Source organism: Roseovarius pacificus, assembly GCF_900142665.1.
Lineage (GTDB): Bacteria > Pseudomonadota > Alphaproteobacteria > Rhodobacterales > Rhodobacteraceae > Roseovarius > Roseovarius pacificus.
The window spans coordinates 246,978-267,981 of sequence record NZ_FRBR01000004.1 but is presented as its reverse complement, the minus strand read 5'-3'; the positions used below and the strand labels follow the sequence as shown (position 1 = coordinate 267,981).

20 protein-coding genes and 1 pseudogene are annotated in these 21,004 nt (G+C 60.4%); 10 read left to right on the top strand and 11 right to left on the bottom strand.

Annotated features, from left to right (window positions below):
- Positions 1–918 precede the first annotated feature (918 nt).
- Complete coding sequence (locus tag BUB53_RS10210; protein ID WP_073034634.1) at positions 919–1,683, top strand: IS6 family transposase; 765 nt, start codon at positions 919–921, stop codon at positions 1,681–1,683.
- A gap of 191 nt (positions 1,684–1,874) precedes the next feature.
- Here the strand turns inward: BUB53_RS10210 and BUB53_RS10205 are convergent, their stop codons facing one another.
- Positions 1,875–2,750: a LysR family transcriptional regulator gene (locus BUB53_RS10205; protein WP_073034633.1), complete on the bottom strand. Its 876-nt coding sequence runs from the start codon at positions 2,748–2,750 to the stop codon at positions 1,875–1,877.
- 113 nt (positions 2,751–2,863) lie between these two features.
- Between BUB53_RS10205 and BUB53_RS10200 the strand changes: the two genes are divergently transcribed.
- From BUB53_RS10200 to BUB53_RS10175, 6 genes are all read left to right on the top strand, one after another.
- Positions 2,864–4,021 (top strand): ABC transporter ATP-binding protein, encoded by a 1,158-nt coding sequence (locus BUB53_RS10200; protein WP_073034631.1) that lies wholly within the window; start codon positions 2,864–2,866, stop codon positions 4,019–4,021.
- 1 nt (position 4,022) lies between these two features.
- Complete coding sequence (locus BUB53_RS10195) at positions 4,023–5,000, top strand: carbohydrate ABC transporter permease (protein WP_073034629.1); 978 nt, start codon at positions 4,023–4,025, stop codon at positions 4,998–5,000.
- Positions 5,000–5,962 (top strand): carbohydrate ABC transporter permease, encoded by a 963-nt coding sequence (locus BUB53_RS10190; RefSeq protein WP_073034627.1) that lies wholly within the window; start codon positions 5,000–5,002, stop codon positions 5,960–5,962. The genes BUB53_RS10195 and BUB53_RS10190 overlap by 1 nt, the downstream gene beginning before the upstream one ends.
- Positions 5,963–6,072: 110 nt before the next feature.
- Positions 6,073–7,320: an ABC transporter substrate-binding protein gene (locus BUB53_RS10185; protein ID WP_073034625.1), complete on the top strand. Its 1,248-nt coding sequence runs from the start codon at positions 6,073–6,075 to the stop codon at positions 7,318–7,320.
- 62 nt (positions 7,321–7,382) lie between these two features.
- Positions 7,383–8,213 (top strand): metallophosphoesterase, encoded by an 831-nt coding sequence (locus tag BUB53_RS10180; RefSeq protein ID WP_073034623.1) that lies wholly within the window; start codon positions 7,383–7,385, stop codon positions 8,211–8,213.
- Entirely contained in the window at positions 8,210–9,064 is an 855-nt protein-coding gene (locus BUB53_RS10175) for a phosphodiesterase (protein WP_073034621.1), read from the top strand. Before BUB53_RS10180 ends, BUB53_RS10175 begins: the two co-directional genes overlap by 4 nt.
- Before the next feature lie 35 nt (positions 9,065–9,099).
- Here the strand turns inward: BUB53_RS10175 and BUB53_RS10170 are convergent, their stop codons facing one another.
- Genes BUB53_RS10170 through BUB53_RS10145 form a run of 6 tightly spaced genes read right to left on the bottom strand, consistent with a single transcriptional unit; the run spans position 9,100 to position 15,621 of the window.
- Positions 9,100–10,092, bottom strand: coding sequence for a CobW family GTP-binding protein (locus BUB53_RS10170; RefSeq protein ID WP_073034619.1), 993 nt, complete (start codon positions 10,090–10,092; stop codon positions 9,100–9,102).
- A complete protein-coding gene (locus BUB53_RS10165) occupies positions 10,082–11,701 on the bottom strand; it encodes an amidohydrolase (protein ID WP_073034617.1) in 1,620 nt (539 codons plus the stop codon). The genes BUB53_RS10170 and BUB53_RS10165 overlap by 11 nt, the downstream gene beginning before the upstream one ends.
- The gene (locus BUB53_RS10160; RefSeq protein WP_073034615.1) at positions 11,698–12,036 is read right to left on the bottom strand and encodes a GYD domain-containing protein; all 339 of its coding nucleotides are present in this window, start codon (positions 12,034–12,036) and stop codon (positions 11,698–11,700) included. The genes BUB53_RS10165 and BUB53_RS10160 overlap by 4 nt, the downstream gene beginning before the upstream one ends.
- A complete protein-coding gene (locus BUB53_RS10155) occupies positions 12,033–13,538 on the bottom strand; it encodes an ABC transporter permease (protein ID WP_073034613.1) in 1,506 nt (501 codons plus the stop codon). Before BUB53_RS10155 ends, BUB53_RS10160 begins: the two co-directional genes overlap by 4 nt.
- Positions 13,535–14,602: a quaternary amine ABC transporter ATP-binding protein gene (locus tag BUB53_RS10150; RefSeq protein ID WP_073034611.1), complete on the bottom strand. Its 1,068-nt coding sequence runs from the start codon at positions 14,600–14,602 to the stop codon at positions 13,535–13,537. Before BUB53_RS10150 ends, BUB53_RS10155 begins: the two co-directional genes overlap by 4 nt.
- A gap of 53 nt (positions 14,603–14,655) precedes the next feature.
- Positions 14,656–15,621 carry an ABC transporter substrate-binding protein gene (locus tag BUB53_RS10145; protein WP_073034609.1) on the bottom strand — a complete coding sequence of 322 codons (966 nt, stop codon included), beginning with the start codon at positions 15,619–15,621 and terminating at the stop codon, positions 14,656–14,658.
- Between the two features lie 165 nt (positions 15,622–15,786).
- Between BUB53_RS10145 and BUB53_RS10140 the strand changes: the two genes are divergently transcribed.
- Together BUB53_RS10140 and BUB53_RS10135 are read left to right on the top strand one after the other, a co-directional pair.
- Positions 15,787–16,428 (top strand): GntR family transcriptional regulator, encoded by a 642-nt coding sequence (locus tag BUB53_RS10140; protein ID WP_159437804.1) that lies wholly within the window; start codon positions 15,787–15,789, stop codon positions 16,426–16,428.
- A gap of 110 nt (positions 16,429–16,538) precedes the next feature.
- Positions 16,539–17,243 carry a helix-turn-helix domain-containing protein gene (locus BUB53_RS10135; protein WP_073034606.1) on the top strand — a complete coding sequence of 235 codons (705 nt, stop codon included), beginning with the start codon at positions 16,539–16,541 and terminating at the stop codon, positions 17,241–17,243.
- A gap of 51 nt (positions 17,244–17,294) precedes the next feature.
- Here the strand turns inward: BUB53_RS10135 and BUB53_RS10130 are convergent, their stop codons facing one another.
- Complete coding sequence (locus BUB53_RS10130) at positions 17,295–18,794, bottom strand: recombinase family protein (RefSeq protein ID WP_073034677.1); 1,500 nt, start codon at positions 18,792–18,794, stop codon at positions 17,295–17,297.
- 157 nt (positions 18,795–18,951) lie between these two features.
- On the opposite strand from BUB53_RS10130, the gene BUB53_RS10125 reads away from it, so the two are divergent.
- The gene (locus BUB53_RS10125) at positions 18,952–19,716 is read left to right on the top strand and encodes an IS6 family transposase (protein WP_073034604.1); all 765 of its coding nucleotides are present in this window, start codon (positions 18,952–18,954) and stop codon (positions 19,714–19,716) included.
- A gap of 110 nt (positions 19,717–19,826) precedes the next feature.
- On the opposite strand, the gene BUB53_RS23505 is transcribed toward BUB53_RS10125, so the two are convergent.
- From BUB53_RS23505 to BUB53_RS10115, 3 genes and pseudogenes are all read right to left on the bottom strand, one after another.
- Entirely contained in the window at positions 19,827–20,093 is a 267-nt protein-coding gene (locus BUB53_RS23505; RefSeq protein WP_200797796.1) for a hypothetical protein, read from the bottom strand.
- A gap of 27 nt (positions 20,094–20,120) precedes the next feature.
- Positions 20,121–20,522, bottom strand: a pseudogene (locus tag BUB53_RS23500) (IS110 family RNA-guided transposase); the annotation flags it as partial.
- Between the two features lie 117 nt (positions 20,523–20,639).
- Positions 20,640–20,846, bottom strand: coding sequence for a helix-turn-helix transcriptional regulator (locus tag BUB53_RS10115; protein WP_073034603.1), 207 nt, complete (start codon positions 20,844–20,846; stop codon positions 20,640–20,642).
- Between the last annotated feature and the right edge of the window lie 158 nt (positions 20,847–21,004).

Sequence of the window (21,004 nt, the reverse complement as noted above, 5' to 3'; positions counted from 1 at the left end):
TCCGGAAACCGTCTCCCTCGCGCCGCCACCGCAGCTCATTTCACGGGTGTCCTGTGCCCAAAGTCGCCGTAAACATGATGAGCCCCGGAGGCAGAGAATTGATTGGAAATAGGGTGGCGCGACGCCGGAGACAGCTTTCGTTGCACGCTTTGGCCGAGACACGGATGAGAGCCGAAATTCCCACGCAGAGTTTCAAATGCTTGGGTGCGGGCGGTACGACCAACGGTTTTTGCCAGCCGCCTGTTTTGATGCGCTGTCCAAATCTCCGGCCGTGGTCTTATCTGGTTGTGCCGCGAATCGTCGGCTGAATGCCCTCTGTGCGAAGCACGCAGGCCAACCAGACCTGAGCGCCAAATTTGCCGTGTCTACTTTTAAATTGCACCCTCCAAGCGACCCGGCGCCGGCCTTCAGTACAAAGGTCAAACCATGCTGCCCCACGCATGTTGACGCAACGTCAAGCTGCGTCTGATTTCCGGCGGCTGAGCCTCGCAGCCAAATCCCTTTCAGCGGTCGAGACCGGCCGTCTCAACATAGCGGGCAACGCCGCGCCAACTTCAGACCCTTGTTTCAGCCTTGGAGGCAATTATGACAAAACCGACACTCTGCACACTCACCCCGCGCCCTCTTCCGAAGAACCTCGAGATCCCTTGGAAACCCTTCGTCACCTTGCTCGGCAGCCCATCTCAGGCGCCAGACCAGACCCTCATCGGCGTTGATCTGGGTCATCTACGTAGAGACAGCGGCAGACCACCCGTTACTGAAACATGTGCTTACTTCTTCAAGGAAGACGACCTCTGCCGTGCTCACATCCTGGAGATCCCCGAGAAGGAACGCTCCAAATGCGATCTGATTGGCTCTGTTGCAAACACATATGCGGGTTGCCATGTTTGGGTCGGTTTTCAGTGCGAGGATCAAGCTATGAACGATTTCAAAGGGCGGCATTTCTCTGGTGAAGTCGTGCTTTGGGCTGTTCGCTGGTACTGTCGGTATGGCCTCAGCTATCGTGATCTGGAAACCATGATGGCGGAGCGCGGTGTGCGTGTCGATCATTCGACCATTTACCGCTGGGTGCAACGCTACGCCCCCGAAATGGAGCGGCGGATGCGCTGGCAGTGGCGGCGGCCGATGTCGGATAGCTGGCGCGTTGACGAAACGTACATCAAGGTGCGCGGCAAGTGGACGTATCTGTACCGGGCGGTCGATAAGTTGGGGAACACCGTCGATTTCTACCTGTCTTCAACCCGCAATGCCAAAGCCGCGAAACGCTTTCTGGGCAAGGCCATTCGTGCCTGTAAAGATTGGGAGAAACCGTCCAAGATCAACACCGACAAGGCCGGATGCTACATTCAGGCGATCCGCGAGTTGAAGAAAGAGGGTAAATGTCCGCGGGACGTGGAACACCGCCAGGTCAAGTATCTAAATAATGTGATCGAGGCCGATCAGGGCAAGCTCAAGCAGCTGATCAAGCCGGTCCGGGGTTTCAAGACGATGAGGACGGCCTACGCCACAATCAAGGGTTTCGAGGTGATGCGCGCCCTGCGAAAAGGCCAGGGCCGCACCTTCAACCTGACCCGCGACCCGATTGGCGAAAAACGCATGATCGAACGCGCCTTCGGTGTCGGGCCATGTGTCATGACCGAGGCAATGACGCTGATCGAAGAGCATTTCAAAGCCGCAGCATAAGTGTGTCCAATGGAGGGGTAACTGCGTCATGTGATAAAGTTTGCAACAGAGCCTTCTGTCGGGGGTGGCCGCTCAGAGGTACGAAAAGAGGAGCAGTGATTCGGCGCGTTTCAATCCGGTGATACCTTTGCGGAACCGCTACGTGGCCGTCGCCTTAACGCGTCAGATGCGAGGGCGCGCATATCGCCGGGCTATCTGAAATCCAGCGAGGAGGCGATTTCGATGAAGGCTTTTACCAGCCGCAGGCGCGCCCGGTCTTTGGGGGCGATGACGGCGGTTTCATGGCTGGCCGAAAGCTCGGCCACCGGCACCTCGACCAACCCGCGCGAGATCAGGCCGCTGTTGGCGAGGAAAAGCGCGATCCCTGCGCCCTGAAACACCGCCTCGCACATCAGCGGAAAGGTCGTCATGGTGATCGTCCGGGGAAAGCGGATGCCATGTTTGACCTGCGCCTCGCGCACCACCCGTTCGGTCAGCGAGCCTGTTTCCGGCAGGATGATCGTCTCGTCGGTCAGATCGCGGAAATGCAGCAGGTCGCGGCCTGCCAGCGGGGACGAGGGCAGGAGATAGGCGACGTAGCGCGCCTTGAGGATCGAGACCCGTTCCCAGTCTTCCGAGCGGGGCGGATCGGTGATGAGCCCGACATCCGCCCGCCGTTCGCGCAAAAGCCGCGTGGCGGTGCTCCAAGCATAGAGCGCGAAATCAATTTCCACATCCGGGTAGGCCTGACGGAACTGGCTGATCGCGCGGAGCGCAGGCAGCGGCGCGTTGGCGATGATCTTGATATGGCCGCGTTCCATCGCCTCGAACCCTTCGAGCCGTTCAGTGATCGCCGTGTCGAGCGTCACCAGCCGGTCGGCGAGATCGTAGAACTCCTCGCCCGTCCGGGTCAGCGACACGCCCTCCCGGTTCCGAAAGAGCAAGGGCGAGCCGACCTGCTTTTCAAGCTTGGCGACATGTTGCGTGACCGCCGATTGCGTCACCCCGAGCCGGGTGGCGGCGGCCGAGAAACTGCCTTCGCGCACCACATAGGCGAAGGCGACGAATTGATGATGATTGGCGCGCATCGCGGTTCCTCCGGTTTGGAGGCCAGCCTTAGCGGTGATTAGTTTCACTAATGTGACGTCACAAAAGTGAAAGGTCGATTGCCTACACTGCCCGGAGCAGATGGAGGAATCAGATGGCCGGGCTGAGTATCGAGAACGTGACCAAACGCTTTGGCGAGACCGAGGTGCTCAAAGGGGTGTCGCTCGACATTGCCGATGGCGAATTCGTGTCGCTGGTCGGCCCGTCGGGCTGTGGCAAATCCACCTTGCTGCGCATCATCGCCGGTCTCGAGGACCAGAGCAGCGGCGACATCCGCATCGGTGGCCAGTCGGTCGCGGGCCAGCGCGCCGCCGACCGCAACCTGTCGATGGTGTTCCAATCCTACGCGCTCTACCCGCATCTCAGCGTCGGCGAGAATATCGCCGTCCCGCTCAGGATGCGCCGGTTGAACAGCCTGCAGCGCCTGCCGCTTGTCGGGCGCCTGCTGCCCGGCACACGGGCGCAGAGCCGTGACATCGGACAGCAGGTGGCGCAGGCCGCCGAGATGCTCGAGATCGCGCATCTTCTCGACCGCAAGCCGGGGCAGCTCTCGGGGGGGCAGCGCCAGCGCGTCGCGCTGGGCCGTGCCCTTGTCCGCGAGCCGGCGGCGTTTCTTCTGGACGAGCCGCTGTCCAATCTCGATGCCAAGCTGCGGGTGCAGACACGGGCCGAGATTGCCGAGCTGCACCGCCGGCTTGCCGCCACCTTTGTCTATGTCACCCATGATCAGGTCGAGGCGATGACCATGTCCGACCGGATCGCGGTGATGATGGGCGGCCGCATCCTGCAATGCGCGCCGCCCGATGTGGTCTATGACGATCCGGACCGGATCGAGGTGGCCGAATTCATCGGCTCGCCCAAGATCAACATCCTGCCGGTCGAGATTGCCGAGGACGGGCGGCTGATCCTGATGGATCGTCCGCTCGACCTGATGCTGCACCGGGGCGGCAAGGGCATCGCCTCGCTCGGGCTGCGCCCCGAGGCGTTGCGGCTGGCCGGGCCAGAGGCGCCGATCCATGGCCAAGTGGTGCATCGCGAGAACCTCGGCTCCGAACTCTTTGTGCAGATCGCGCTCACCGGGCTCGATCAGCGTCTCACCCTGCGGGTGGGCCCCGAACAGCGCAGCGCGCTGGCGCTTGGCAGCGCCGTGTCGCTCGATTTCGATCGTGACAAGGCGCTGCTCTTTGACAGCGAAGGCGCCCGGATACGCCGGGTGGTGCAGACGGCCAGCGCCCCGTCCGAGGTGGCCTGAGATGGCGGCCATTGATCCCACCGCCGCCGCCAAACCCGCGCGCGCGCCGCGCCGGGCCATCCGGCAAAGCCGCGCCGCCTGGGTTCTGACCGGGCCCGCGCTTGGGCTGATGGTGCTGTTGCTGCTCGCGCCGGTGAGCATCGCAGCCTTCCTGTCCTTTACCAATTATTCCCTGGGCAACAGCGGTTTCGACTGGGTCGGGTTCGACAATTACGAGAAGCTCTTCACCCGGTCGACCTATGAAAAGATGTTCCTCGCCACGCTGACCTATGTGGTCACGGTGGTGCCGATCTCGGTTGGGCTCGGCCTTGGGGCGGCCTTGCTCATCAATTCGCTGGGCCGGTTTCGCGAGCTCTATAAGACGATCTATTTCCTGCCGGTGATGGCGACACTTCTCGCCATGGCCATCGCCTGGGAATTCATGCTGCACCCGTCGATCGGGATGATCAACCGCACGCTGGAACTGGGCTGTGGCACGTTTCTCGAACGGGTCTGGCCCTTTATGGCCCATGGCTGCGCCGAGCGGTTTCCCGTTTGGCTCGGGGATCAGCGCTATGCGATCTGGGTGATCTGCTTCATCGGCATCTGGCAGGGGTTCGGGTTCAACATGGTGCTCTATCTCGCCGGGCTGACCAGCGTGCATCGCGAGCTCTACCATGCGGCCGAGATGGACGGGGCGCGGTCCGGCTGGGCGCGGTTCTGGCTGGTGACATGGCCGGCGCTCGGGCCGACCACGGTCTTTGTCGTCACCATCACCTGCATCCGGGCCTTTCAGGTGTTCGACACGATCGAGGCCTTTTGGCCGCAGGGCGGCGGCCCCAACAAGTCAACCTATGTGATGATGTTCGCCATTTTCGAGAAAGGCGTGCAGCAGAACCTCATCGGCATCGGCTCGGCCATCACCATGCTGTTTCTGCTCTTCGTCATGGTCCTGACCCTGATCCAGCGCTGGCTGGTGGAACGAAAGGTGCATTACTGATGACCCGCGACTGGTGGAAACATCTGATCCTAATTCTCGGGGTGATCATCGTCATCGCGCCCTTCTACATGATGGTCAGCTATTCCTTCAAATCCCCCGGCGAGATTGATCGCGGCGAGGGCGGGTTCTTTGGCCGCCAAGAACTCATGGTCGATGAGCATTGCGTCAAGCTGCGCGATCCGAGCCGCGACGAGATTGCCGCCGCCGCCCCCCGGTTTCCCGGGCAGAGCGACCGTGACATCCGCGATCAGCTCATGGCCGAGGCAGAAGCCGATTGCGCCATGCGGCCGGTGGTTTTCAACTACACCAAGGCCTTCACCGAAGCGCCGCTGCTGCGCTATCTGCTCAACGGGGTGATCGTCACCGCCTCGATTTTCCTGTTGCAGGTGGTGGTGGCGCTGCCCGCCGCCTATGCGCTGGCCAAGCTGCGGTTCTGGGGGCGCGAGGCGGTGTTCGGGCTGGTGCTCTTTTGCCTGCTGATCCCGGTCCATGCCATTGCGCTGCCGCTCTATATCCTGCTCGCCAAGATCGGGCTGACCAACACCTATGCGGCGCTGGTGGTGCCGTGGTCGATTTCGGTCTTTGGCATCTTTCTCATGCGCCAGTTCTTCATGACCGTGCCCGATGATCTCATAGATGCGGCGCGGATGGACGGGATGGGCGAGTTTGCCATCGTCTGGCGCGTCATGCTGCCGACCGCGATTCCGGCGCTTTTGGCCTTCGCCATCTTCTCGGTCGTGGCCCATTGGAACGATTATTTCTGGCCGCGCATCGTGGTCACCGGCAATCGTGACCTGTTCACCCCGCCGCTCGGGCTGCGCGAGTTCAAGGGCGGCGGCGACGGGTCCGATTTCGGGCCGATGATGGCCACCGCCACGGTGATCGTCACGCCGCTGATCGTCGCCTTTCTTCTGGCGCAGAAGCGTTTCATCGAAGGGATCACGCTGAACGGCATGAAATGAGTTTTGGGTGCGGGTTGCCCCGCACCCGCCCACCATCCCGCGAGGGATCTCCCCGGAGCGTGCATCGCCAAACGCAAACGCTCCAAGTCAGGACTGAGAGGACATCAACCATGAAACACACTATCTCCGCAATGGCGCTGGCCCTGAGTGCCAGCACCGCGATGGCCCAGGACAACGTGACCATCGAATTCGCCTATTCTTACAGCCACCTGTTCGACGTCACCTATGAGGCGATGATGCCGGCCTTCAAGGAGAAGCATCCGAACATCGACGTGAAATTCCGCGCCACTTACGAATCCTACGAGGATGGCACCAACACGGTCCTGCGCGAAGCGGTCTCGGGCACTCTGCCTGATGTGACCATGCAGGGCCTCAACCGCCAGCAAATCCTCGTCGAGAAGGGCATCGCGCAATCGCTCGAACCGTTCATCGCCAAGGAGACGGATTTTGCCAAGGACGGCTATCATGATGCGATGCTGTCGCTGTCGACCATTGATGACGCGGTCTATGGGCTTCCCTTCTCGGTTTCGCTGCCGGTCGGGTATTACAACATGGACATGATGAAAGCCGCCGGGGTCGAAAGCTTGCCCACCACCTGGGACGAGGTGATCACCGTCTGTGAAAAGATGAAGGCCAATGGCGTGGACAACCCGATCTTCTGGGGCTGGAGCGTCACCGGCAACTGGTTTCTGCAGGCGCTGATGTGGAGCCAGGACAAGCCGATCGTCGACAATGGCCGCATGGCGCTCGACAGTCCCGAGGCGCTGGCCGCGCTCGAGCAGATGCAAGAGATCTTTACCAAATGCGACATGCAGAACATCGAATGGAAAGCGGCGCTGTCATCCTTTGCCGCCGGTGAGATCGGCATGATGTTCTGGTCGACTTCGGCGCTTGGCGCGGTCGAACGTAGCCAGGGCGATTTCGAGCTGGTTACCGGGGCCTTTCCGGGCATGGGCGAGACCCCCAAGGGCCTGCCTGCCGGGGGCAATGCCGCGGTGCTGACCTCGACCTCGGAGGATCCCAAGGTGCAAGAGGCGGCCTGGGCCTGGATCAAGTTCATCACCTCGGGCGAAGGCGCCGCCGAAGTGGCCAAGACCACCGGTTACATGCCACCCAACAAGGCCGCCAACGAAGTGATCCTCGCCGATTTCTACGAGGCCAACCCGAACAAGAAAACCGCCGTGGATCAGCTTCCGCTGCTGCGCGACTGGCTGGCCTATCCCGGCGACAACGGTCTCGCCATCACGCAGGTGATCTATGACGGGATCGAACGTATCGTCACTGGCGATGCCACCGATATGAAAGAGCTGCAGCAAGAGCTGGTTGAAGAAGTCTCCGACCTTCTGCCGAACGGCTGAGCCATCCTCTGACCCGGCCGCGCGCAGCCCTGTGCGCGGCCGTTTTCCACACAGGCACTCTTATGAAAATCATCCATATTTCCGACATCCACCTCACCGTTCCGGGCGAAGAGATGGGCGGCCTCGACCCCCATGCGCGATTTGACCGGGCGTTGCGCCATATCCTTGCCGATCATGCCGATGCGGCGCGGATCGTGATCACCGGCGATCTTGCCCATTGGGGCGAACCGGCGGCCTATGAGGCGCTGCGCGACGCGCTGGACGGCTTGCCCATTCCGGTGCGGCTGATGATCGGCAACCACGACAACCGCGCCAATTTCCGTGCGGTCTTTGCCGATCATCCCACCGATGAGAACGGCTTTGTGAACCATGCCGAAACGATCGGTGGCACGCGGTTTCTCTATCTCGACAGCACGGGCGAGCGCACCCATGCGGGGCATTTCTGTGCCGCCCGCCGGAACTGGCTCGCCACCGAGCTCGCCGGCTGTGACCGGGCGCGTCTTTTCCTGCATCACAATCCGATGCTTCTCGGCTTGCCTGCCGAGGACCGGATCGCGATTGTGCCTGAGGACCGGCCCGGCTTTGCCGCGTTGCTGGCCGAATATGGCGCCAAGATCGACTATCTGCATTTTGGCCATGTCCATGCGCCGATCCATGGCTGCTATCAGGGTGTGCAGTTTGCCAGCGTGCCCTCGACCGGCAATCAGTCTATTCCCGATCTTGCCGAGCCTCGGTATCTCAAGAGCGCGGCGCTGAACCCAGCCTATTGCGTGGTGCTGATCGAAGGCGGCAGCACGATCATCCATCAGGTGCCCTTTGACTGGGACGGGCCGGTGACGCTGTCGGGCACCGGATGGGACGATTGGGCGAAACCGCATGAGGCGGCGGAATGAAATTCATCCATCTCACCGACACCCATGTGATCGGCGGCGGTCAGACGCTCTTTGGGGCCAATCCGGCGCGGCGTCTGGCCCGGGCCGTGGACAGCATCAATGCCGAGCACGGAGATGCGGATTTTGTCATGCTCACCGGCGATATGACCCATTGGGGCGATGCCGAGGCCTATCGTGCCTTTCACGCAGAGATCGCCCGGCTGCGGGTGCCGCTGCATCTCATGGTCGGCAATCATGACGACACCGAAGCCCTTGCCAAGCAGTTCCCCGAGTTGCCGCGCGACCGCCATGGGTTCGTGCAATATGCGTTCGACGCGGCCCAGGGCCGGGCGATCTGTCTCGACACGAAACATCCCGGCAGCCATGCCGGGAGCTATTGCGCCGCCCGGCGCGACTGGCTCGCCGCCGAGCTTGCCGCCTGCGACGGGCCGGTGCTTCTGTTCATGCATCACCCGCCGTTTCCTGTCGGCATCGCCGGGATGGACGCGATCAGGATGCAGGACGCCGATCCGTTCCACGAGGTGATCGCGCCGCATCTGCCGCGCATTCGCCATCTCTTCTTCGGCCATTTGCACCGGGCGGTCTTTGGCACGTGGCGCGGACTGAGCTTTTCATGCATGCGCGGGCTCAACCATCAGGTGGCGCTTGATCTCACGGCAGGGCCTGAGACCATTCCCGGCACGCTCGAGGCGCCGGCCTATGGCGTCGTGCTGCTCGACGCGGAACAGGTCGTGGTGCATCTGCATGAGTTCGCGAGCGCCGCGCCCAGGTTTCCGCTACACGCGCCCCAAGGCCACGACACGCGGCGCTATCAGTTGGAGATGACCCACCGGGGCTTTGACGATCTGTGACCACCGGGCGGAGGGCGGAGCGGGCGACTTGAGAGCTAGGTTTTCCCAGTGAACATGGCGGGCAGAGCCGGCGTCGGTTTCAGGGTCTCTTCAAACGCTGCCATGCTGCGATCGAGCTCCACACGGCGCATTTTTGGACCGATGCCAATCCCCACGATTTCCACCGCGTCCTTGCCGGTGAAACCCTGCGGCAATTGCCCGATGACCGCCCGTGTCCCGACAACCTGCAAGGAAAGCCAGATCGTGGGGTCTGCGGCCGACTGGACGATGCCCTTGATCCGGAAGAAATGCTGTTGCAGGATTTTTGTAAGCTCGACCAAGGCATCGCGTGTCATCGGGTCGCGGCCACTGTAGTGCCAGTGATGATAATCGGGATGTCTATGCGGCCCTGCCTTGGCCTCCGGGCGGGTCGGTCTGTCAGAATTTCCAAACAAGAGCGCAGGCGAAACGCAGCTCTGGACGGTGGCCAGGGTCGCGGCATAAGGCGCGGCAACCGAGAACTCCTGTAGAAGCCCGTCCAGCGCCTGTTCTGACACGAGGTCTGATTTGTTCAAGAGAACGAGATCGCTTGTCGCGGCATGGTCGATGAGCATTTCAACCTCGGCATAGTCGCGCTGTCCAAAGCAGCCCGCATCGACGATATAGAGGGCGGTTTCGAGCCGCACATGATTGGACGCTTCCAGCGCCGACAGGGAGGCCTCGAGCGCGCGCGGGTCTGCCACGCCGCTCGCTTCGATCAGGATGGCATCGGGCCTGTCCTGTCGTTTCGACATCTCGGCGACCGAACCGACGAATTCATCGTTCAAGGTGCAGCAAACACAGCCGTTTGAGAAGGAGATGCGGTCGTCTTCGATGGTTTCGACCAATTGCAGGTCGATATTGATCGCTCCGAAATCATTCACGAACACGACATAGCGCCGCCCGTTTGCCTGGTTGAGCAGGTGGTTGATCAGGGTTGTCTTGCCCGAGCCCAGAAATCCGCCAACCGTTGCCAGCGGGATGGGGGTTGGTCTCTTGTTATCCGCCATAGACGCGCTCTCCGGCGAGCCAGGTGGAAGAGATCGGGATATCACCAAGGCGGTCGCCTTCGGTCTCCAGCGGGTTCGCGCCAAGAATGACCAGATCGGCGTGTTTGCCCGGTGTGATCGATCCGAGCTGATCTTCCATGCCAATGTGATAGGCCGCGTCAATCGTCACGGATTTCAGTGCCGTTTCGATATCGAGCCGCTCTCCCTCGCCAAGGCAGCGCCCATCTGCCGCCCGGCGCGTCACCGCAGCCTGCATGAGATCGAGCGCCGAGGCGTCGGTCATCGGGGTGTCGGCGTGCAGCGAAATCCGCATCCCTTCGGCGACAGCCGACCCGGCCGGCATGTAATGGGCGGCGCGTTCGGGGCCGAACAGGGCATCTTCGATTGGGGCGCCCCAATGGGTGATGTGGTTGATGAAAAAGCTGCATTGCACGCCCAAGGCGTGCGCCCGCCGAATCTGGTCACGCCGCATCAGGGCGCAATGTTCCAGCCGAAAGCGATGATCAGGGCGCGGCATTTCTTCGAGCAATGTTTCGATGAGGTCGAGGACCATGTCGATGGTCCGGTCGCCCTGTGTATGCACCGTCATCTGCCAACCGGCCGAAAAATATTCTCGGACCATACGCTCGAAATATTCCTGGGGATAGTTTGGCCCGCCGGTGTGACCGGGTTTGAGATCCATCCGTTCAAGTGTGATCTCATTCGATAGGTAAGGTTCGGTCAGCCAGATATTCCCGATGAACGGAGAGCCGTCGGCATGGATCTTTACCCCCGCCATCCAGAGGCGGTCATCCGCATCGGTGAGCTTTTCAACCCGCATATCGGGTGTCGTCGCTTGCTGATAACAGGCCACCCTCGGCAAGGGCAGCTTTTGGTTCAATGCCGCCATATAGCTCGCTTTGTAGAACGGCATGTAGAGATGTTCGGTCACGGTGGTGATGCCATTTGCCACAAAAGCAAGTATCTGCTGCTCGACCTCTTCGGCGAGGCGGCGCGCGCCCCAGGCCTCGTAGAAACTCTCGAGGGCGGTCCATGTCACGGCTTCGGCGATCTTGCCGGTGGGCACGCCATTTTCATCGCGCTCGATGATGGATCCGGTCGGGGTCGGTGTTGTTTCGTCAATCCCGCAGGCTTTGAAACCCGCAGAATTGAGAAAGAGAGCATGGCAGTTCGATGTCTGTATCCCCAATGGATGGTCGGGCGCGAGCTCGTCAAGAAAGGCCCGCGTCGGGGCCTCCATATCCGGGTGTAGCTGGGCATCCAGCCCAAAGAACAGGAGATGCTCGCCAGGTGCGGCGACCGCGACCCGGCGTTTGATCTTGCCGATCAGTGCGGCATAGGTCGGGACAATGTTGGCTCGGACATCCACCACCGGCGCGCCCCGTGTCTTGGCGGCCCAAATGGGATGGGAATGGGCGTCGATAAACCCTGGAAGCAAGGTCTGCCCCGCGAGATCATGCTGTACTGTCGCTTTGTCGGCGCGGGGCTGAATGTCTGCCAAATCTCCGACCGCGACGATCTTGCCGCAGGAAATCAGCACGGCCTCTGGGGCGGGATATTTGGGATCCTGCGTGACGATGGTCCCGCCATAAAACAATGTCCCGCTCATGATTGGGCGACTGCCTTGTAACTGTCGCGCAGCTCACCGGCCTTGACCTGAGACGCCACGAAATCCTCATTCGAGAAAAGAGGAATGACCTTGTGGTAACGCGCCATGCCCGTCGCCTCGGCAAGATGCATGTTCGCGGCCACGGTTGCCATGTCCGGCATCTCGTAGATGAACAGCATGTCATATTCGCCGCAGGTGCCAAAAGCGTGCAGCAGACGCCCGCCCATGGCCGCCACGGCGTTGCGCGACACCTCGGCGCGGTCGCTTGCCTGATCGAGCATCTCGGCCTTTCTTTCGTTCTCGTATTTGATGAGCATTGCAACGGTGACAGTCATGATTTCTTTCCTTTTCCTTGAATGATGCGATCGAGGATCATCGCGCAGAACAGAATGGCGATGCCGGCCAGGATGCCCTGTCCCTCGGAGGCGTATTGCAGGGCCTCAAGCACGTCCTCGCCGAGGCCTTTGGCCCCGATGAGAGAGGCGATGACCACCATCGCGAGGCTCAGCAGAATGGTTTGATTGATCCCGGCCATGATCGACGGCGCGGCCAGCGGCAGGTCCACTTTCCACAGCAGGTAGCTGCGTGAGGCACCAAAGGCCATCGCGGCCTCTCGCACCGTTTCAGGCACGCCACGCAAACCAAGAACCGTGAGGCGCACCACCGGCGTCCCGCCAAAGATCATCGTGGCAACAATCGCCGCGGGCTTGCCCGTGCCGAAAAAGGCGATGACCGGGATGAGATAGACGAAGGCCGGCATGGTCTGCATGAAATCGAGAACCGGGCGCACAAAGGTATAGAGCCTCGGATTGCGGGCACAGAGCACCCCGAGCGGTATCCCGAGCGAGATCGAGATAAAGGCTGCGGTTCCGAGAAGCGCCAGCGTCTGCATGCTTTTTTCCCAGAACCCGAGATAGCCGAGATAGGCCAGGGCGGCGGCCGAGAAGATCGCCCCGCGCCAGCCTGCCGAGAGGCCGGTCAACAGGATGACAAAGCCGCCCATCACGGGCCAAGGGGTTTCCACAAAAAGCGTCTCAAGCGTATCGAGAACCGCGCTGATGACCTGCACCAAACCGTCAAAGAACCATTCGGTGCTCAGGGCGGTTTCGCGCATCCAGTCTTTGATGAGCGTCGCAACGTTGCTCTGGACGGAGGGGTCGGCCGGAAAGCTCTGCAAGGCCGGGATCTGCTCTGGAAAGCCAAATTTGAAGGCGCAGGTGAGATAGGTCGCAAAGGCCAGACCCGAGGCCAGAAGGATCGTCGGCGCTGTGAGCCCTGCCTTGAGCGAGGGTTGCGACCGCCAGCGGACATAGCGCGCCCGCAGCGCAGGATTGGCGAGCAATCCCTGGCCGAGCTTCACCACCAGCAACAGCACGATGCCGAACAGGATAAGTGCGAGGGCCTCATTCCGCGCGGCCTCGGCCTGTAGCCGGATCGACTGCACAGCGCCTTCCAGCGACGCGATCGCGGATTTGAATGTCTCGACCTTGTCGGGCGCGTTCTCCATGGCGTCGCTGAGCTGAGTGCGCCGCATCGCGAGGGTTTTCTCGATCCCCTCCAGCCGCGCGAGGATCGGCGCGCCGAGATCGCCCCAGATGCCGCGTGCGATCTGAACAATTGCGATCGTTTCCAGGACGACGAAGACGAGAAACAGCGCCCAGAGGTTGCGCATGCCGAACCAGACCGCACCGAGCCCGGCTGCGGCCCAGTTGAAGGTGAGGGCCGTCTTCTCGCTGTCTCCGATCTTGCGGAACCGAGATTGGTAGTATTCGCTACTTGTTTTCACGAACTTGCGAACGGCATCGCGAGGCAGTGGATCATTGGTGGTCTGTGTCATCCGTCATTTGTCCCGTGAATAATGCCTGCCAGAAGATCGTTCTTGCTGATCATCCCGAGCGGCTCGCCATTTGGCCGATCAATCACGAGCGGCGCATCATGTGCGACCGACGCCATGATCAGCTCCTTCAAAGTGGCCGTTTCAGGCATGCGAAGCGCATTCGGCGGGATCGGCCCGGCAGGGCCATCGAGGGGCGACACCAAGGAATGCGCTCTGATCAGATTGATGCGCGAGATGCCCGCAACGAAATCCGCGACATAGCTGTCTGCGGGCTCCATGATGATTTGTTCCGGCGTGCCGGTCTGGACGATCTCGCCATTGCGCATCACGGCGATGTGGTCGCCGATGCGCACGGCCTCATCCAGACCATGCGTGATGAATACCGTGGTCTTGCCCATCTGACTGGCCAGGGCGATGAACTCGTCCTGCAATTGGCGCCGGATCAGCGGGTCGAGAGCGCTGAACGGTTCATCCATGAGGAGAACCTTGGCGTCGGCGGCAATGGCGCGGGCGAGGCCGACCCGCTGCTGCATGCCACCCGACAGCTCATGGGCATATTTGTCGCCCCATTGCGACAGCTCGACCAGATCGAGCGCGTTCTGCGCCGCCTGCCATCTGGCATTCTGCGCCACGCCCCTGATCTCGAGTGGCATCGCGACATTGTCGCGGACCGAGCGATGCGGCATCAATCCAAAGTCTTGAAACACCATCGCAATCTTGCGATTGCGCATGTCGGCCAACTCCTTGGGGCGAAGAGCGGTGACATCCTGCCCATCCACGATCACCTGACCGGCGGTCGGCTCCAACAGGCGGTTGATATGCCTGACGAGCGTGGACTTGCCGCTTCCCGACAGGCCCATCACGCAAAAGATTTCGCCTTTCTTCACCTGAAAGCTGGCGTCGGCCACACCAACCACGCAATCAAATTCGTCGAGGACCTCGGCCTTGGTCAGCTTACGCTCTCGCACGGCCTGCATGGCCTCCTGCGAGCGATGCCCGAAAATCTTCCAGACGTTTCGCAGATCAATCATCACGTCGGAGGCGCTGCCGGCTGTGTCGAACATATCAAATCCTTCCCTTGGGCCTGTGGGGCGCAGATGCTGCGCCCCACCTTGCGTCACAGCCCCAGCCAACCATCGACGCGGTCACTGTTTGCGGCGATCCACTCCCGCGCGACCTCCTGGCCGTCACGTTGTTTGACGACAATTTCGTTGGTGAACTCGTTGACGGTGTCGACATCCATCGCGATGTTCTTGAGGAACTCCGCGACCATCGGCGCGCGGGTCTCCAGGCTTTTGGAATAGCCGACATGGATGGATTTATCCTGGGCACCCACGGTGATTGAGGATTTCTCGAACCACTCAGGATCTTCGTTCGGATTGACCATCGTGTATTTCGCCGGGTCGTAGGGCGGCTCTTCCAGCTGCACCATGTCGAACACGAACCAGTTGTAATGCGGGGCATAGCAGTAAAAGACAAAGCCCTCGCCCTTGGCGATCGCATCAGAAATCGACGCGGTGGCGACCTCTTCTTCGGCGACGATTTCTTCGAAGAAGTTGGAGATCCCGTAATCACGGGCTTTTACCTTGTTCTGGTTGGTCGAGGTCCAACCGGGCGCCCCGAGCCAGATTTCGCCCATACCGTCGCCATCACGGTCCATCGCGGCCGCGGCCTCTGGCGTGGCGAGATCAAAGACGCTTTTGATCCCATGTTTCTCTGCAAATTCGCGGGGGGCACAGAATGCGGAAAAACCTGTGTAGCCATGATCGCTCAGCGCCACAGTGCCGTTTTGATCGACATATTCCTTTGTGAAATTCTCCTGATTCGGCATCCAGACATCGGGATGCACATCAATCTCACCCTTGCCTCGATCCATCCCGGCAAAGATCACCGCATTGCCGCCGGGGACGATCTCTACCTGACCGCCCAGCCGGTCCTCGATAACCGTAGAAATAAGCGCGGCCATCGCGCGCCCACTTGCCCAGTTGGGCTCGGCCACGCGGACCAGATGCTGTGCCACGGCACTCGCCGCTGTGGCCAGACTTAACGCCCCCGCCAAGAGGCCTGTTTTTACCAGTTTCATAATGAGCTCCCTGTTGTTTGTTAATTACTGACATGTTACCAAGCATTGTTGACATGTCAAGAATTGCGATTGTCGTGTTGTGAAATGTCAGGCTATATTGACGACCCGTAGGGTGGAGAGAACATGTCGGAAAACGAGTTGAAGGCCGGTACAGAGCCCCCATTGATGCAGCGCGAAGAGGCGTATTTCTCGCTCGAGCGCTTGATCGTCACCGGAGAGCTGGCACCGGGCACCTGGGTGTCTGAAACCGACCTGATGAAAGCCTCTGGGCATAGCCGCGCATCTGTCAGGTCCGCAGTGCAGCGGTTGCAGGACCAAGGGCTTATTCACACGGTTCCCAGGCGCGGTGCCCAGATTTGCCCAATAGATATCACTTTGCAGTTTCGTGCCCAAGAACTGCGCCGGGAAGTCGAGGGTCTCTTGGCCCGCTGTGCGGCGGCGCGGGCAACAGATGAGCAACGCGCACAGTTTCTGGATATTTCACGAAAATTCGAGGGCCATGCCGAAAGCCGGGACGCGATTGCGATGATGGATCTCGATATCGAACATCATTCGTTGCTCGGCATCGCCGCCGACAACAGCTTTGCGATGAAGGCCATGCAGTCGGTCAAAGGGGTCTCGCGCCGTTTCTGGCTGCTCCATTACCAGAAGCATGGCGATATTCGGGCCATGGCAACGGCCCATGCCCGCGTGGCCGGCGCCATCGCCGATGCCAATCCCGAAGACGCGGAGAGGGCGGTAGAGCATCTGGTGGATTATGTCGAAAAATTCACCCTGAAAGTCGTGGGATTTGAAGGTGAAAAATAAGCTATCTGATTTCTGATCCTTGCGCCTTCTAGCTGTGAACCTTCAGTAGGTTGTTCATCCGGTTCGGAGTTAGGCTGCAATCGCCAAACTCCAGCCGAGGACCCCGAAGGATGAACACCCCACATCAAGGTGCGCGTCTCACTGTTCATAGTCGAGCGCTTATCGTCGCCCGCCATGCCGCAGGTCGGTCCGCTCGACAGATCGCCGAGGAGTTCGGCCTGTCGCTGCGCACGGTCCACAAATGGCTCCGACGATACCGGGAGGGGGGTCACGGCGCGCTGGCCAATGGCGCAAGCGCACCCGTTCGGCGCCCAAGGCGTCTCGGTGAGGCCCGGATCGCTCTGATCCTCGATCTGCGCCACCGCTTCCGCATGACGGCGGCCGCCATCGCCGAGCGGCTCGGTCTGGCCCGCTCGACCGTCGCGCGGTGGCTGGCCCGTCACGGTGCCGGACGGCGCGCGGCGCTCGATCCGCCGCCACCGGTCCGGCGCTATCAGCGGGAGAGGCCGGGCGAACTGCTCCATATCGACATCAAGAAACTGGGCCGCTTCTACCGGCCGGGCCATCGCGCCACGGGATCACGGACCAAGGGATCCAGCCGTGGCGCCGGCTGGGATTTCGTCCATGTCGCCGTCGATGACGCGACCCGGCTGGCCTATGTCGAGGTCCTGCCCGACGAGCGCAAGGAGAGTGCCACCGCCTTTCTGGGCCGCGCGCTGGCCTGGTTCGCCGCGCGCGGCATCAGGGTCGAACGGGTGATGACCGACAACGGGTCATGCTACCGATCACGCCTCTTCCGCTGCTCGCAACTCTGACCTGCCGCGATGGCTTGACTGGTTCAAGCCTGTTTCATTACGCCCATCTTTCTATGTTGTTGAAGAGAATAGGTTTTGCTGATCCGGGTGCGATACCGCGGGGTGTTTTGGGTTTTTCTGCGCCCGTTTCCTGAGTTGTTGTGCCTTCGTTTTTGACAGTTCCGCGCGCTCGAATACCCATGGCCCGTCAGCAAGCGGGTGGTCTGCTTTGATATCACCTGCTTCCGCTGCCAACCGCAATGTTTTTGGCGCTACTCCGATCAGTTTTGCGGCGCCAGAAAGGTTGAGCCACGGGTCAAGACCATTGGGTTCGGGTTTGTATACCGGGATCTTGCGATAGGACCGCAACGCCGTGACCCGTTCCCTGGTCCAGCGATTGCCGTTTCCGGTGACGAGACCGTTCCGGTTCAGAACGCCGGCGATGACATCGTCGCTGGCGATCCGCGCTAGCTGGCGCACGGCTTCGACAATATCCGGCGGTGTCGCGTTGCGCTGTCCGCGGCGGCGCTTTGGCAGGCGGATTTCGGTATGGGCGCCACCCACCCAATGAACCATCAAAACGATCTCGGAGGCATCATCATCAAGATCTGCTACCACTTCCCGGATCACCGTGCGAACGATGCGCTTCTTCAACCTGGCATCGGTGGCCGGCGCGAACCAGACGCGTTCGAGATCGGCCCCCAGGGCCGCCAGGTCTTCCACCGGCAGCGTGGTCCCGTTCGGGCTGACCGCGTCATGGTGAACGATCTTGTTCTCGATCTCCTGAACCTGCTGAAGTGCCCGGTTCCAGCGGACTTCCAGTTCGGCGGTCACGAGGCGGTTCTCGGGATCGGATGCATCATACTGCCGGAAGGCCCGATCAGTCGCGTATTGAGCCGCTTCCAGATCACGACAGAGCGCATCGCGAACCTGATCCCGCTGGCGCAGTGCTTGCCTGGCGGCCACCTCTGCGGCGGCAATGGCGCCGGGTCCGACTACCTGCAAAAGCGCCTGTTCAATGGCATCGTCGACCCGCAATCCGCCGAAGGCGATGCAGCGCGTTTCGCCGTTGTCCAAAAGGCCGCGCCAGCAGGAGTAACGCGGGATGTCATGCTTCTTGCCGGTATAGCGAACCGTAAGCTTGCGGCCGCAGCGTCGGCAACGCAGCAGCCCGGCCAGGAGGGCAGAGCCATGTTTGGCCGCGCCATGATGCCGGCTCTGAGGAACATTATTGCTGACCATTTTGCGGATCGCCTCTGCCCGTTCCCAACTCACATAGCCTTCATGTGCGCCCGGCTTCAATGCCAGCCAGTCGTCGCGATCTTTCCTGCGAATGGCGGTTGCACCGAACCCCGCCGCTGCCTGGGTCTTGCCATAGGCATAGGCCCCGCCATAGGCCGGGTTGACGATCATACGATGGATGGTGGCGTATGTCGGCCGCCGCCAGATCACATCACCCTGTTTGCGCAAGCTGGGCAATTCAAGGCCATGTTCGAGGAACCACATGAGGGCCTGCCGCGCGCTCCCCAGCTCGGCGACCTTGTCGAAAACCAGGGATATGGCCTCTTGCACGCGGCGGTCCGGATCCTTCTCAAGCCGGTCCCCGGCTTTTACGAATCCGACTGGGGCAGCGACGACAAGTTCGCCGCGCCGTGCTTTCTCGGGCTCTGTTGCAAACACATATGCGGGTTGCCATGTTTGGGTCGGTTTTCAGTGCGAGGATCAAGCTATGAACGATTTCAAAGGGCGGCATTTCTCTGGTGAAGTCGTGCTTTGGGCTGTTCGCTGGTACTGTCGGTATGGCCTCAGCTATCGTGATCTGGAAACCATGATGGCGGAGCGCGGTGTGCGTGTCGATCATTCGACCATTTACCGCTGGGTGCAACGCTACGCCCGCGAAATGGAGCGGCGGATGCGCTGGCAGTGGCGGCGGCCGATGTCGGATAGCTGGCGCGTTGACGAAACGTACATCAAGGTGCGCGGCAAGTGGACGTATCTGTACCGGGCGGTCGATAAGTTGGGGAACACCGTCGATTTCTACCTGTCTTCAACCCGCAATGCCAAAGCCGCGAAACGCTTTCTGGGCAAGGCCATTCGTGCCTGTAAAGATTGGGAGAAACCGTCCAAGATCAACACCGACAAGGCCGGATGCTACATTCAGGCGATCCGCGAGTTGAAGAAAGAGGGTAAATGTCCGCGGGACGTGGAACACCGCCAGGTCAAGTATCTAAATAATGTGATCGAGGCCGATCACGGCAAGCTCAAGCAGCTGATCAAGCCGGTCCGGGGTTTCAAGACGATGAGGACGGCCTACGCCACAATCAAGGGTTTCGAGGTGATGCGCGCCCTGCGAAAAGGCCAGGGCCGCACCTTCAACCTGACCCGCGACCCGATTGGCGAAAAACGCATGATCGAACGCGCCTTCGGTGTCGGGCCATGTGTCATGACCGAGGCAATGACGCTGATCGAAGAGCATTTCAAAGCCGCAGCATAAGTGTGTCCAATGGAGGGGTAACTGCGTCATGTGATAAAGTTTGCAACAGAGCCCGTCATGTGATAAAGTTTGCAACAGAGCCCTTTTGGACGCCAATCGGGGGTCAAACTTCAATGCCGATTGACAGCCATCGCGGTGATCGGCCCGAGACCCGGCATTGTCATCATCCTTGACGAGGCATCAGATTGTGCAGCTTCTTGCTTCAACGTCGCTTCCATTTTGGCGATGCGACTGGACAAATCAATGATCTGCTCAAGGTAGATCCGGGCAGTCTCGACAATCAACGGTTCCAAATCAGCTGTTCCTTCTTCAACTACCCGCTGGATCCCTGCGAGATTAGACAGACCCTGAGGTGCGATGAGGCCATGCTCTGCCAAATGGGCCCGTAGCGCATTGATGGTTTATGTCCTCTGGCGGACAAACAGATCACGGGTTCGAAAGACCATGGCGCGCGCTTGCTGTTGGGGTGACTTCGGGTCAACGAACCTCATGGTCGGCCGACTGGCTGCTTCAACTATGGCCTCCGCGTCAGCCGCATCGTTCTTTTGACGCTTGACGAAAGGCTTGACGTAGGCTGGCGGCACCAACCTGACGGTATGTCCCAGGGTGCTGATCTCACGTGCCCAGTAGTGGGCCGTAGCACAGGCCTCCATAGCAACCACGCAAGGCTGCAAATCTGCGAAAAATGCCAACACCTGACGCCGTGATAGCTTCTTGCGAAAAACAACGCCTCCATCGGCCGAGGCACCGTGAACCTGGAAAACCCGTTTTGCCAAATCCAGCCCAACGATGGTAACTTCTGTCATGGATACTTCCTCCTTCTTGTGATGTGACCCACATCACCTTGGCACATTGCGATGCCGTCGGGAGGGGGTATCCACCCCATCACTTCTCAGCAGAAATCAACATGCCCAAATGTTCTGTTAGATTTGCTCGCGATTACCGGCGAGCCTTTCGATGTAAGCTTCAATTTCGGATCGGCGCCATCGCGAAGATGATCCCAATTTCAGTGGCCGCGGGAACTCGCCACGCTGGATGTCACGGTAAATACTCGCCCGCGAACGCTGCAGCATTTCAACCAATGTAGATACGCTCAACAGATCGCTTGGAGTTGTTTGTGAGTACGGCATAATTGCCTCCTTGCATTGACACAAAAAGGAATTCGGATCATCGGCGGAGCAAAAAAAGAAAATGCAGCGAATTCAGAAAAATTTGTTGCTCAAATCGGTCTTTTGGGAAATCTTCAACGACTGATAACAAAAGCGAGGCTTCTAAGGGAGGCTTCGCT